This is a genomic window from Pseudomonas sp. LBUM1671, from assembly GCF_059695685.1.
In genome coordinates this window covers 4,665,890-4,678,611 of sequence record NZ_CP166782.1, presented here as the reverse complement: position 1 = coordinate 4,678,611, position 12,722 = coordinate 4,665,890, and the positions used below count along the sequence as shown (strand labels likewise).

Here is a 12,722-nt window from a genome sequence, read left to right as displayed (position 1 = left end):
AGTCGTCGCAGTTGGAGAGGTCAGGACTGCACTCAGCTTTGTCTTGCAACCGCTTGTTTCAGCCAAGATTTTTTAACGTTTAAAACGGTCGGGCGGTGTATCATTGCGCCCGTCAGCCCCGCCGGGGCTTGTGGAATACCTCCATGGACTTACCCAGTAGTTACTCAGTACCCCGTTTTTCCAATCATGAATTGACTGATTGATCCTTCCGGCGTGCCCCGCTGCTGGGAGTGGAGTTCGCCTATGTCCGAAGTTGAAGTAAAGAAAACGCAGGAAAGCTTGCAGGACCGCCTCGCTCAAGTCGTTGAGCTGCTGCAGCGTCAGCGGGTGGTCGAAGACCTGACTCATCGCCAGGAAGGTCCGCATCACGAGCGGGTCGAGAACCTCGTTCACCGGCAAAACCTCGTCGAGTTGCAACGCAAGCTCGATGATCTGCACTCCGCCGACGTTGCCTACATTCTTGAAGCCTTGCCGCTGGACGATCGTCTGACGCTCTGGCAGTTGGTCAAGGCTGATCGCGACGGCGACATCCTCCTCGAAGTATCCGACTCGGTTCGTGAAACCCTGATCGCCGACATGGACGATCACGAGCTCCTGGCTGCGGCCAAGGACATGGATGCCGACGAACTTGCTGACCTGGCTTCCGAGCTGCCGCGAGATGTCGTCCACGAGCTGATGGAAACCCTCGATAGTCAACAGCGTGAGCGCGTCCGCTCCGCGTTGTCTTATGACGAGGAACAAGTCGGTGCGCTGATGGACTTCGAGATGGTGACCATCCGTGAGGATGTCAGTCTCGAAGTGGTTCTGCGTTACCTGCGTCGTCTCAAGGAGCTGCCGGGCCACACCGACAAACTGTTTGTGGTCGATTACGACGGTGTGCTCAAGGGCGTGCTGCCGATCAAGCGTTTGCTGGTCAACGACCCTGAAAAACAGGTGTCGGAAGTCATGGCCAGCGACCCGGTGAGTTTTCACCCGGACGAGGACGCCTACGACGCCGCTCAGGCGTTCGAACGTTACGACTTGATCTCGGCGCCTGTGGTCGACAAGAACGGCAAGCTTATCGGCCGTCTGACCATCGACGAAATGGTCGACCTGATCCGTGAAGAGAGCGAGAACGAAGTGCTCAACATGGCGGGTCTGCGCGAAGAAGAAGATATCTTCGCCTCCGTCTGGAAATCCCTGCGTAACCGTTGGGCCTGGCTGGCGGTCAACCTGATCACCGCGTTTATCGCATCCCGGGTGATCGGCCTGTTCGAAGGCTCCATCGAAAAACTGGTGGCGCTGGCGGCATTGATGCCGATCGTGGCCGGTATCGGTGGCAACTCGGGCAACCAGACCATCACCATGATCGTTCGAGCCATGGCGCTGGACCAGGTGAGCACCGGCAATACGTCACGACTGATGCGTAAAGAGTTGGTCGTCGGTTTGATCAATGGCCTGGTTTGGGGCGGTGTGATTGGCGTCGTGGCCTATCTGCTTTATGGCAGTTGGTCCCTGGGCGTGGTGATGACCGCCGCGATGACGCTTAACCTGTTGCTGGCGGCGTTGATGGGTGTTTTGATTCCGATGACGCTGGCGAGGCTCGGGCGCGATCCTGCCATGGGCGCCAGCGTGATGATCACCGCCATGACTGACAGCGGCGGGTTCTTCATCTTCCTTGGGTTGGCGACGATCTTCCTGCTCTGATTTCCATTTACTCGAAACCCGCCAACCGGCGGGTTTAATGAGATGGTCAGCCTGACCGAGAAGCCCTGCAGGTTTACGCTTGCAGGGCTTTTCTCGTTTTCGGCGGAGGATCTCTCATGAACACGATGACGCTTCTCGGTATCGACATTGGCAAACACAGTTTCCACCTACATGGCCAGGACGCCAAAGGTCATCAGGTATTGCGCAAGAAAACCAACCGCGGCCAATTGCTCAGCACATTGGCCCAGTTACCGGCCTGCACGGTGGTGATGGAGTCGTGCGGTGGCGCCCACTGGCTGGCTCGACAGATCGGTGCATTGGGCCACGAGGTGAAGCTGATCGCCCCGCAGCACGTCAAACCGTTCGTCAAAGGCAACAAAAACGACTTCATTGATGCCGAAGCGATTTGCGAGGCGGCGAGCCGCCCCGCGATGCGCTTCTGCTCGATCAAAACCGCAGAGCAACAAACGCTTTCAGCCCTGCATCGTGTCCGTAAATCTTTGATTGGCCAGCGAACCGTCGCGACCAACCAGATTCATGGCTTTCTGCTGGAGTTCGGGATCAGCCTGCCTATAGGTGCCGCTGCGTTGCACCGCGTGCCGGCGCTGTTGGACGACCCGCAGCACCCGGTTCCGTTGCGCCTAAAGGGCGTAGTGATGCGTCTCCATCATCAAATTCAACAGCTGAATGATGAAATCAAGGACATCGAGTCCGATCTGAAGCAACAGTTGAAAGAAGACGATGCCGGGAGTCGTTTGCAGAGTATTCCTGGCATCGGTCCCATCACCGCCAGTGCGGTATTGGCCGATGTAGGCGATGCGTCGAACTATCGAAGTGGACGCGATTTTGCCGCTTCGCTAGGGCTGGTGCCGAGGCAATATTCGACGGGCGGAAAGACAGTGCTTCTGGGGATCAGCAAGCGAGGCGACAAGCACATCCGCCAACTGCTGGTGCAGGGCGCGCGATCCATCATGCAGCATATCGATAAGCGGGAAGACGCCATTGGGCCTTGGGTTCGGGAGCTTCTGACGCGTCGACACTCCAATGTCGTCGCGTGCGCGCTGGCGAACAAACTGGCGCGAATCGTGTGGGCGGTACTGGCCAAAGGCGGCCAGTACGACCCACATCCGAACGCTTGAACGTACAGCTTTACTACCGGCTTTTGCGACGTCACTGACTGATGACAGTAAACGGCAAACGGCCCGACTGAGAACCTGGCAATAAAATCAGCTTTAGAGGCTGAGGGTTTTTTCAGGACAGTCGGGAGCGGCTACTCATCGAGGGCCGAGCGTTGTTGCAGCAACGCTCACAATGAGCCCGGATACATTAGCGCAAGCCAGCTTTACCGAAAACAGCCCATGAGGTTGCAGGAGATGGGCTGACCATACATTTTATTGCCGGATTTCAGGCAAAAAAAAGCCAGCGATTATGCTGGCTTGAGCGTTCGGGTTGAATCAGGAAGCGTCTGCGGCCATTTCGGCGTCATGGGCAATCAGCGAAACAAGAGCATTTTGCTGACGGTGAGAGAGTTGGCGGAAGCGTTGAAGCAGTTCACGTTCGTGCAATGACAGCTCAGGGCTGTCCAGGCGCATGCTCAACTCTTCGCCCAGTGCACCTTCCTGAATAAGACTCTGCTCAAGGCGCGCAATGATTTCGGAGTTCATGCTGCGATGATGATTGCGAGCCACTTCGGCAATGCGTTCACGCATTCCGTCTGGCAGACGTACGACGAACTTGTCAGCCGTACGGCTGGAATAAATTGCCTGTTTCAATGGGCGCATATATTTAACCGGTTAGTTCAGGGGAGCGGTTCTCGGGATTGGCCGCAGGATGTCTGATAGGACAAGGTCTCTGGCCAAATGTTCAACCTGAATTGATAGAGGCTCGCATCATGCCTCAAAGCAGCCAGATCATTGGCGTCAATTCTGTGACAAATATTGCGCTGGGTAAAGGCGTTATGCCAGCACGCTTATCAGAAATGTGGACTGGTTGGAAAACTTTGCCCCTTGCCCGCATCGCTGACCGCGTCCTCTGCCCGACAGGTGATGCCCGAAGACGCCTGAAGGTGCATGCTACGCGGATTCGATCCTTGGTCCTTACCTTCTACAGGATAGTGGCAAATGGCCGATTTACTAGTGGCAGACCCGCAGAGGAGGGTGATTCAGGATGGATGGCACGTTGATTTACTTGATGGGGCCTTCCGGATCCGGCAAGGACAGCCTCATCGAAGCGGCTCGACAGCCTTTACGCTCGATGAATGGCGAAGTGGTGCGACGGGTCATCACGCGCTCGGCTGAATCCGTAGGTGAAGACGCCATCGGAGTTTCCCGTGAAGACTTCCAGCGACGCCAGGCAATGGGCGACTTCGCCCTGTCGTGGCACGCCAACGGTCTGGATTACGGCATTCCGCGCCAGATCGACCACTGGCTGAAAGACGGCCGACATGTAGTGGTCAACGGCTCTCGCGGTCACCTGGGTGAGGCGCTGCAACGCTATCCGACGCTGCTGCCGGTGCTGTTGACGGTCAAGGATGAAGTGCTGCGCGAACGCTTGCTGCGACGTGGTCGGGAGAGCGTTGAGGAGATTGAAGCAAGGTTGCGCCGCAACGGTCTGTTTGCGGCGGACGACTCACTCGGTGACACGAAGATCCATCGGCTCGACAATTCTGGCGAACTGGCGGTCACTGTTGAAAATCTTCTGAACCTGCTGAAGCTCAGCGTAAAACCGGATCGAACTTGATTTTGCGCCCGACAATCAGCGCAAGCACGAATAACGCACCGAATACGCCGCAGGCAATCAGGGGCAGGGTAGCGACCGTGTCCGGGACCAATGACAAATGAACAATGCCGCTCAGTAAGGCAAGGATCAAACATCCTGCGGCTGATTTGGACATGCTGTGCTCCTGATGGGGGTGATTCAAAATACCAAGCGTTCCGAAGACTGAGATACCAACGGGTAATTGTGCTGGTTCACGTCCTGGCCAACAAAGCCGCGCTGATCGTTCATGACCGCCAATTGCGGGGCTTTTTGCAGCTGGAGGTAATGGGGCATCCGATGCGCGATCTGCTCAGCGCCGTTCTCGGGGGCAAAATGACCACCCAGGAGGACGGTAAGAGCGATCGCATTCGAGAGTAAAAGGACGCTGTTCATGAGGCTGACCTCGGTTGTTCGTGAGAACAGCTAAAGCAGCCCGCGTGCCAAGAGTTTAACGGCTATTAAATCCTTTAAAAACAAAGAATTAACTTATTACCCAGAGGGGTGCTCGTTGCAAATTGCAATGATGGCATTTTGAGAGGATGCAATTTGCACGGTAAATTAAGCCACGACGAAGAAGGGCGTCTGCCTACACTTAAAAAGCCATACGGACGACATGACAAAATCAGGCCTGCCCGTTAACATGCACGCCGTCCCTCGCACCGCACTTCTTGCGGGTGACCTGTGTCTCAGTAGCTCAATTGGATAGAGCATCCCCCTCCTAAGGGGAAGGTTGGCAGTTCGAACCTGCCCTGGGACACCATCTGATTTCAGCCTCGCGCTGTAAGAAACAGCCCCGCCGGAGAAATCCTCCCGCGGGGCTTTTTTGTGCCCGTTCAACCGACGATCTACATGGCAAGTCCGTCATTGCTGTGCCTTACTCCTCCTACCACTGAGGGGGCGAAGCAATGCGACACAGAGGCGCACATTTCTGGTTATGGACCAACACCCGGCTACCTCACCACATCCATGAAGAAGTCCTCAGCGATGGTGTGCAGGTCGAGGTTCAGGCGCGGGTTGGCCAAGAGGGCATGACTCAGGTTTTTATCGGCATCTATGCCGACAGTGGCTGGGCAATTTGCGAGGAGTTTCACAACCGGGGCGCGGAGGAATATTACTGCATCGCGCTGAAGTGGGGCGCTCAGCGGGCGAGGGAGCTGGTGGCAGACACTCAGGCGTTTGTCGCGCCGCACCGGGTGCAGTTGACGCTAGGCACGGTGATCACCGATGAGCCGACATTGGCCTTGCGGCGCATGGAAATGACCGAGCGTGAGCGTTTGAAAATCCGCTCCGAAGACGCCTGGTCGGAATACCTGGCTGCCAAAGCCGCGATGCTCGAACTGATGCGCGCCACCAAAGTCGATCCCATGGTCTGGGCGGACCACAAGGAGCGTCTGCGGCAGGCGATTGACCGCCGCATCAGCGTACAACGCGCCTATTTGCGCTGACTCATTTGCCGATCGGTAAACACGAAGAGCGTCGCAACGCCTCGATGGTTTCAATCAGGTTATCGTAAGACACCGGTTTGCCAATGTGCTGGTCAAAGCCCGATTGCCGGGATTTCTGAATGTCACTGTTGGCACCGTAGCCCGTCAGCGCAATGGCCGGCACATCCTTGAGCAACGGCAACTGGCGTAATGCGCTCATCAGCTCGTGACCGTTCATGACCGGCATGCCCAGGTCCGAAATGATGAGGTCGAAGCGCGTGCTTTTTGCGGCGTCCAGAGCGGCCACCGGACGATCGAAGGCAATCACTTGCGCGTCTTCCATCTCGAGCAGCATCTTCAGGGTTTCCAGCACCTCGGCCGAGTCGTCGACCAGCAGGATGGTCAAACCGCTCAACCTTCCGGCCGCTTCTTCAACAGGGGTGGCGGCTTGAGCTTCACCATTGGTTTTGGCCAGCGGCAAATAGACGCTGAACGTACAACCGGCACCCAATCCGGGTGAGGTCACCTCAACCGTGCCTCGTTGTGCCTCGGTCAATTGACGAACCAGCGAAAGACCAATCCCCAGCCCTTCACGGTTGTGCGTGGCATGTTGCTTTTCGGCCTGCCCAAACAGGTCGAACACGTGCTCAAGATTCTCGGCAGCGATGCCGGCGCCGTCGTCTTTGACATCGAGCCGCACCTTGTTCCCGGCCTGGCTGGCGATCAATTGCACATGCCCGGTGGGCGGGGTGAATTTCAGCGCGTTGTTCACCAGGTTCCAGATGATCTGTTCCAGGCGCGTCGGGTCGGCACGGACCATCAAGGGCTGCGAAGGCACGATCAACTCGACCTTGGTGTCGTGCTGCTCGTTGAGGACCACGGTGTGGATGTCCCGCAGCACGCTGACCAGGTCGACGGCTACCGGTTGCAGCTTGAGCTTGCCGGTACGGACCCGGGCGACATCCAGCAGGTCATCGATGATCCGCGCCTGGCTGTTGACCGCATCGCAGATCGTGTTCACGGCCTTGGCGGCGGGCGCCAGGGATTTGGTCACGGGCAGGCGTCGCAGCAATTCCGCGTTGAGCTGGATCAGGTTCAGAGGATGCTTGAGCTCGTGGGACATGACCGCGAAGAACTCATCCTTGAGGTAATTGGTGTTGCGGGTCTCGGCTAGCTCCTGGCTCTGCGCTTCATGCTGACGCTTGTGGCCGGTCAGGTCCCGGGCAATCTTCACGTAGCCTTGCAGGTTGTCGCCGCTGAGCAGGGTCACTTCGCCACTGCAAAAGAACCGGCTGCCATCCTTGCGCATGTGCCAGCGCTCGTCATCGTTGCGGCCGTGGGTGCGCACGGCCAGCAGTTCGTTTTCAGGCACACCGGCGGCGCGATCTTCCGGCGAGAAAATGAAATCGTAGTAAGCGCCTTCGGCTTCGGTCTTGCTGTGGCCGAAGATCAGCTCGGCGCCTTTGTTCCAGCTGGTGATCACCCCTTTCTCATCAAGGGTGATGATCGCGTAATCACGGGTGCTTTCAGCCACCAGGCGCATGCGTTCTTCGCCCAGGCGCAGTTCTTCTTCGGCGGCGCGGCGTTTGGTGATGTCGATGAAGGTCAGCACCGTGCCGTCGATATGGTCTTCGCTGGAGCGGTAGGGCAGCAGGCGGGCGATGTACCAGCGGTTGTCGGTGCTGCTGACCTCGCGCTCGATCATGTTCAATGATTCAAAGACCAATGCCGCGTCGCCCGCCAGATCGTCGTAGTGCAGGCGATGGGTGATGTCGAGCAACGAGCGGCCGGTATCCACCGGCAACATGCTGAAGATGTCCGTGGCGCGCGGGGTGAACCATTTGATCCGCATGTTGCGGTCGACGAACACCGTGGCAATGTCGGTTGAGGCGATCAGGTTGGTCAGGTAGTCGTTGATCTTGTCGGTTTCTTCGACTTTGGTTTTCAGCTCGTAGTTGACCGTCAGCAGCTCTTCGTTGATCGCCTGCAGTTCTTCCTTGCTGGTTTCCAGTTCTTCGGTGGCCGAGCGTAGTTCTTCGTTGATCGCCTGCATTTCTTCGTTAGAAGCCTTGAGCTCTTCGCTGGAGACTTCCGATTGTTCAATGGTGTCCTGCAAATGCAGTTTGGTGCGTTGCAGTTCGCGTTCAAGGTTGGACAGCACCCGGCTTTCAGTTTGCAGCAGGGTGGTGGCGGCCTGTTCCGAAGGATCAACTTCGGCCTCTTCGAAAATCACCAGGACAAACTCGCCGTCCGACTCTTCGTCCTTATAAGGTTGCGCCATCAGGTCGACCTTGTAGCGCCGGTTGTCACGGCTGATCGGCACCGCGCGGGATTTCACAACCAAACCGCTCTGCTGGACCTGAAACAGCGTAGTGCGAATCTCCAGACGCAACTCGGGAAGGATCAGCGTCAGCAGGTTGCGCGACAATTCACCGCCCACGTGGCGCAGGAAGCGCCCGGCACTTTCGCTCATGTGCAGGATGTCGGCGTTGGCGTCGACAATCATGCTAGGTGGCGCGGCGCATTCGAGGGCGCGCTGATGAATGTCGGCGAAGGACAATTTGCGCTGCACCGCGCTTTGCGGTGCCTCACGGGAAATATTGGTACGCACGTAACCGCCACGGGGCATGGTCGGGGTGCGTCGGCTGTTGGCGGTGCCGGTCTTGGCGCGGAAGATGCGGTTGCGTTTGTCCACCGGGGCGAACAGTTCGTGGCAAGCGTCCGCGCTCTCGGAAGAGCCCAGGAACAGGAAACCGCCCGGGCGCAGTGCAAAGTGGAACATCTGCAGGATTTCACGCTGTACTTCGCGATCCAGATAGATCAGCAGATTGCGGCAGACGATCAGGTCGATCTGCGAGAAGGGCGGGTCAGATAACAGGCTGTGCTTGGCAAACAAGACCTTTTCGCGGATCTCCTTGCGAATCCGGTAATGGTCGTCTTCCTTGACGAAGTAATGCCGCAGGCGCGTCGGCGGCACATCGGTGACGATCGCTTGCGGGTACATGCCGGCTCGGCCGATGCTGATCGCACGCTCGTCGATATCGGTGGCGAACAGTTGCAGCGAGGCCTTGCTGGCGTCCAGTTGCAGTTGATCGTTGAGCAGCATCGCCAGGCTGTAGGCTTCCTCGCCCGTGGAGCAGCCGGCGGACCAGACGCGGATTTCTTCTTTTTCGGGCTGTGCCGACACGGCGGCGCTGACCAGTTGCGGCAGCACGTCTCGTTCCAGGGCTTCGAACGCCTCGCGATCGCGGAAGAAGTTGGTCACGCCAATCAACATGTCGCCCAGTAGGGACTTGGTTTCTTCGGGATTGTTTTGCAGGTAGCGGAAATAGGCGCCCAGGTCGGGTTGCGCCGTGACCTGCATCCGCCGCTCGATCCGCCGCAACACGGTCGCGCGTTTGTAGTGCTTGAAGTCATGGCCGGTGCCGGTACGCAACTGGATCAGAATGTCGTGGAGCATCTGTTCGGCGAGTATCGCATCACGCTCGGACACGGAGGCGAAGGTTTGCAGTTCCGGGTCATTGGCGGTAGGCAAGCTGATTTCCTGGGAGTTTTGCCACAGCTCCAGCAGCTTTTGCGGCATTTCCACCACCGGCAACACCAAGTCGACATTGCCGGTCTCGATGGCGGCGCGGGGCATGCCGTCAAACTCGGCATCTTCCGGCGTCTGGGCCACGGTGATGCCGCCGTGCTCCTTGATCCGTGACAAACCGACTGCGCCATCGGAACCGCTGCCCGACAGCACCAGGCAGAATGCGCGCTCGCGGTGGACTTCGGCCAGATCGCGGAAGAACAGATCGATCGAGGCATGGCGCCCTTCGCGCGGGTCGTTGCTGCTGACTTCAAGCATGCCGTCATTCATGGTCAGCCGCTGAGCGGGTGAGATGACGTAGACATGGTTTTTCTCGATGGCGACTGTTTCGGTGACCTGCAGCACCGGCATCCGGGTCGACTCCTGGATGATTTTGTCCGCGATGCTCTGATGGTCAGGCGACAGGTGAAGAATGATCACGAAGGCCATGCCGTTGTCGTGGGGCATGTTCTCGAAAAACAGTTTGATGGCTTGTAGACCACCCGCCGACGCACCAATGCCGACCACCGGGAAGTCCAGTGTGCTGGGGCTCAGGGCCTTTCGCTCTGGATTGGTGGAGGTTGGAGGAGTGGTGGTCATGACTTCAGCCTTTTACCGGCAACGGGGGATGAGTTGAGCCCAGGAGGAGATAAACGCACTCCAATAAAGCAGGATAATCCCGTTTTTCAATAACACCTTCAAATATTTAGAGACACTTGATGGGCTGGAGTTCTCAAGGGAACGGCACCCTTGGCCGATAACCCGAACGGTCATGGTCTTCTTCTCAAATTGCCTGGAAATCTTCGATGCTGTCGTATCACCAAAAGAGTTTTCTGATCGTCGATGATTTCTCGGATTTCCGCAGTTCCGTCAGGTCCATGCTGCGTGAACTGGGGGTCAAGGACGTCGACACTGCGGACACCGGGGAGCAGGCGCTGCGCATGTGTTCGCAGAAGGCCTACGATTTCATCCTGCAGGATTTCCACCTTGGCGACGGCAAGAAGAACGGTCAGCAAGTCCTCGAAGACTTGATGATCGAGAAGCTGATCAGCCATGAAAGCGTGTTCGTCATGGTCACTGCCGAAACCAGCCAGGCCATGGTCCTCAGCGCACTGGAACACGAGCCCGATGCGTATCTGACCAAGCCGTTCAACCGCTCCGGCCTGGCCCAGCGCCTGGAGCGTCTGGAACAACGCAAGAATCTGCTCAAACCGATCCTGCAAGCGCTCGATCGTGGCAAACCGCTCGAAGTGCTCAATGCCTGCATCGAGCTGTGCAAGAAGGACATCCGTTATTCGCCGCTGTGCCTGCGTTACCGCGCGGACGCCTTGCGCGACCTGAATCAGAACGAAGCGCTGGAACGCCTCTACGACAGCATCATTGCCGATCGTCCCTTGCCGTGGGCGTTTGCCGGGCTGGGCAAGTTGCTGTTCAAGCGCGGCCAGGTCAGTCAGGCCAAGGGCGTCTACGAAAAAGCCCTGAAAGTGTTTCCGATGATGCCGGCGCTGTATGACGGCATGGCCGACGTGCTGGTGGTCGAAGGCGATACCAAGGGCGCGCAGAAAGTATTGGAAGAAGCCATTCGCCTGTCGCCGCTGGCCGTGCGCCGCCAAGCGTTGCTGGGCAAATTGGCGATGACCAACGAGGATTTCGACACGGCCTCCAAGGCTTATCGCCAGGCTGTGTCCCAGGGCGCGCAGTCACGTTTCAAGGATGCCGAAAGCAACCTGGGCCTGGCCCACGCGTTGATCAGCAAAGGCAGCGAAAAAGGCCTGGACACCCGCACCCGCCTCGAAATCAACACGACCCTCAGTCTGGTGGCCAAGGAGAATCCTTCCGACCCTGGCCTGCAGATTCGTGCGCGCTTGATGAAAGCCACCAGCCTGTTGCTCAACGACGCCGAAACCGCCGAGAAGCTCACCGAGCAGGCGATGATGCGCCTCGATGGCATGGAGCAGTTCATGAGCGCCGAAGCGGCGCTGCTGGTGGCCAAGCAGTTGCAAATGCTTGGTCAGGCGAGCGCCGGCGCGTCGATGCTGAAAAACTGCGCGGAAATCTACGGTGACGACCCGGTGGTGATGCAAGGCATCGCCAAACTGACCGATGACCCGACGATCCTCAGCCAGAGCAACGCGGCCTCCGAACTCAACCGTCAAGGCGTGCAGGTGTACAAGACCGGCAACCTGGCCGAAGCCCGGGCGGTGTTTCGCAAGGCCCTGCACATGCAACCGAAGAACATCAGTATTGCGCTGAACATGGCGCAGTCGCTGCTGCACGGCACGGACACCAGCGTACCGTCGGCCGAGCTGGATGAATGTCGGAGCTGCCTGAAACTGGTCGGCATGATGCCCGACACCGACGCGCGTTATCCGCGCTACCAGAAACTGAAAATCAAGGCGTTCAGCGGATGAGCCAAGACAACACGACACTGGATTTCTCGACGGTGATTGCCTCCACCGTGCACGACATGAAGAACTCGCTGGCCATGCTGATGCAGGCTCACAGCCAATGGCTGGCCCGCTTGCCAGCTCCCGAGCAGCGCAGCCCGGAGCAGGGCGTTATCGAGTACGAATTCGCTCACCTCAACGGCATGTTGGTGCAGTTGTTGGGGCTGTACAAGTTGGGCGTCAATCAGCTGCCGTTGCAGCCGGCCTACCATGATCTGGATGACTTCCTCGAAGCGCAGCTGGCCTGTCATCAGGAAGTGTTCGCGAGTCGCGGCATTGTCGCGACCTATGAAGTTGACCCGCTGAGCCCGCTGGGCTTCTTTGACCGGGAGCTGGTGGCCTCGGTGCTGGCCAACACCATCACCAACGCCATTCGTTACGCGCGTCAGGCGCTGTTGATCAGCGTCGGCGACGAGGCCGGTGAGTTGGTGCTGACCATCAACGACGATGGCGACGGTTACCCGGCCGAGATGATCGAGCTTCAGGCCGACTATGTGCAGGGCATCAACTACAGCAGTAGCAGCACCGGCCTGGGCCTGTACTTCGCCGGACGAATCGCCGCGCTGCACCAGCGCAATGGCGTGGGCGGGCGCACCCGAATCAGCAACGGCGGCCCGTTGGGCGGCGGTGTGTTCAGCCTCTATCTGCCCTGACGTTTCTTTTTGTGTACGCTGCTTGATATTCCGAACAGGCGGAGCCTATTTTGTACGGGTCGCCGTTCGCGGCTCGCACAATTACAAAGGATTGCGTCATGACAACCGATGGCCAGGGTTCACTCGCGCAGCGATTGACGGGCATTGATGAGATTGAATGTGTTACGCCGGATTTGAACGGCGT

10 protein-coding genes and 1 tRNA gene are annotated in these 12,722 nt (G+C 58.1%); 7 read left to right on the top strand and 4 right to left on the bottom strand.

The window, feature by feature from the left end:
* Nucleotides 1-243 precede the first annotated feature (243 nt).
* Nucleotides 244-1,686: a magnesium transporter gene (mgtE, locus tag ACA060_RS21615; protein WP_109634081.1), complete on the top strand. Its 1,443-nt coding sequence runs from the start codon at nucleotides 244-246 to the stop codon at nucleotides 1,684-1,686.
* 116 nt (nucleotides 1,687-1,802) lie between these two features.
* Entirely contained in the window at nucleotides 1,803-2,825 is a 1,023-nt protein-coding gene (locus ACA060_RS21610) for an IS110 family RNA-guided transposase (protein ID WP_497312317.1), read from the top strand.
* A gap of 315 nt (nucleotides 2,826-3,140) precedes the next feature.
* Here the strand turns inward: ACA060_RS21610 and ACA060_RS21605 are convergent, their stop codons facing one another.
* Nucleotides 3,141-3,467 carry an Arc family DNA-binding protein gene (locus tag ACA060_RS21605; RefSeq protein WP_003178899.1) on the bottom strand — a complete coding sequence of 109 codons (327 nt, stop codon included), beginning with the start codon at nucleotides 3,465-3,467 and terminating at the stop codon, nucleotides 3,141-3,143.
* 385 nt (nucleotides 3,468-3,852) lie between these two features.
* Between ACA060_RS21605 and phnN the strand changes: the two genes are divergently transcribed.
* Nucleotides 3,853-4,425, top strand: coding sequence for a phosphonate metabolism protein/1,5-bisphosphokinase (PRPP-forming) PhnN (gene phnN, locus ACA060_RS21600; protein WP_497313080.1), 573 nt, complete (start codon nucleotides 3,853-3,855; stop codon nucleotides 4,423-4,425).
* Here phnN and ACA060_RS21595 read toward each other — a convergent pair.
* Nucleotides 4,400-4,579 carry a PA3371 family protein gene (locus tag ACA060_RS21595; protein ID WP_497313078.1) on the bottom strand — a complete coding sequence of 60 codons (180 nt, stop codon included), beginning with the start codon at nucleotides 4,577-4,579 and terminating at the stop codon, nucleotides 4,400-4,402. The two genes, phnN and ACA060_RS21595, sit on opposite strands and share 26 nt — an antisense overlap.
* Nucleotides 4,580-4,602: 23 nt before the next feature.
* Nucleotides 4,603-4,836, bottom strand: coding sequence for a hypothetical protein (locus ACA060_RS21590; RefSeq protein ID WP_109634073.1), 234 nt, complete (start codon nucleotides 4,834-4,836; stop codon nucleotides 4,603-4,605).
* Nucleotides 4,837-5,126: 290 nt separating this feature from the next.
* On the opposite strand from ACA060_RS21590, the gene ACA060_RS21585 reads away from it, so the two are divergent.
* Both ACA060_RS21585 and ACA060_RS21580 read left to right on the top strand, forming a co-directional pair.
* Nucleotides 5,127-5,203 (top strand) — tRNA-Arg (locus tag ACA060_RS21585).
* A 145-nt stretch (nucleotides 5,204-5,348) separates the two neighbouring features.
* The gene (locus ACA060_RS21580; protein WP_497313076.1) at nucleotides 5,349-5,888 is read left to right on the top strand and encodes a hypothetical protein; all 540 of its coding nucleotides are present in this window, start codon (nucleotides 5,349-5,351) and stop codon (nucleotides 5,886-5,888) included.
* A gap of 1 nt (nucleotide 5,889) precedes the next feature.
* Here the strand turns inward: ACA060_RS21580 and ACA060_RS21575 are convergent, their stop codons facing one another.
* A complete protein-coding gene (locus ACA060_RS21575) occupies nucleotides 5,890-10,038 on the bottom strand; it encodes a CheR family methyltransferase (RefSeq protein WP_497313074.1) in 4,149 nt (1,382 codons plus the stop codon).
* Nucleotides 10,039-10,244: 206 nt separating this feature from the next.
* On the opposite strand from ACA060_RS21575, the gene ACA060_RS21570 reads away from it, so the two are divergent.
* Together ACA060_RS21570 and ACA060_RS21565 are read left to right on the top strand one after the other, a co-directional pair.
* Entirely contained in the window at nucleotides 10,245-11,849 is a 1,605-nt protein-coding gene (locus ACA060_RS21570; RefSeq protein ID WP_497313072.1) for a response regulator, read from the top strand.
* Complete coding sequence (locus ACA060_RS21565) at nucleotides 11,846-12,538, top strand: sensor histidine kinase (protein WP_497313070.1); 693 nt, start codon at nucleotides 11,846-11,848, stop codon at nucleotides 12,536-12,538. Before ACA060_RS21570 ends, ACA060_RS21565 begins: the two co-directional genes overlap by 4 nt.
* The last annotated feature ends 184 nt before the right edge of the window (nucleotides 12,539-12,722 follow it).

Excerpts from the sequence above, each read along its gene's own strand:
- mgtE (WP_109634081.1), top strand. The coding sequence starts at position 244 with ATGTCCGAAGTTGAAGTAAAGAAAACGCAGGAAAGCTTGCAGGACCGC.
- ACA060_RS21610 (WP_497312317.1), top strand. The coding sequence starts at position 1,803 with ATGAACACGATGACGCTTCTCGGTATCGACATTGGCAAACACAGTTTC.
- ACA060_RS21605 (WP_003178899.1), bottom strand. The coding sequence starts at position 3,467 with ATGCGCCCATTGAAACAGGCAATTTATTCCAGCCGTACGGCTGACAAG.
- phnN (WP_497313080.1), top strand. The coding sequence starts at position 3,853 with ATGGATGGCACGTTGATTTACTTGATGGGGCCTTCCGGATCCGGCAAG.
- ACA060_RS21595 (WP_497313078.1), bottom strand. The coding sequence starts at position 4,579 with ATGTCCAAATCAGCCGCAGGATGTTTGATCCTTGCCTTACTGAGCGGC.
- ACA060_RS21590 (WP_109634073.1), bottom strand. The coding sequence starts at position 4,836 with ATGAACAGCGTCCTTTTACTCTCGAATGCGATCGCTCTTACCGTCCTC.
- ACA060_RS21580 (WP_497313076.1), top strand. The coding sequence starts at position 5,349 with ATGCGACACAGAGGCGCACATTTCTGGTTATGGACCAACACCCGGCTA.
- ACA060_RS21575 (WP_497313074.1), bottom strand. The coding sequence starts at position 10,038 with ATGACCACCACTCCTCCAACCTCCACCAATCCAGAGCGAAAGGCCCTG.
- ACA060_RS21570 (WP_497313072.1), top strand. The coding sequence starts at position 10,245 with ATGCTGTCGTATCACCAAAAGAGTTTTCTGATCGTCGATGATTTCTCG.
- ACA060_RS21565 (WP_497313070.1), top strand. The coding sequence starts at position 11,846 with ATGAGCCAAGACAACACGACACTGGATTTCTCGACGGTGATTGCCTCC.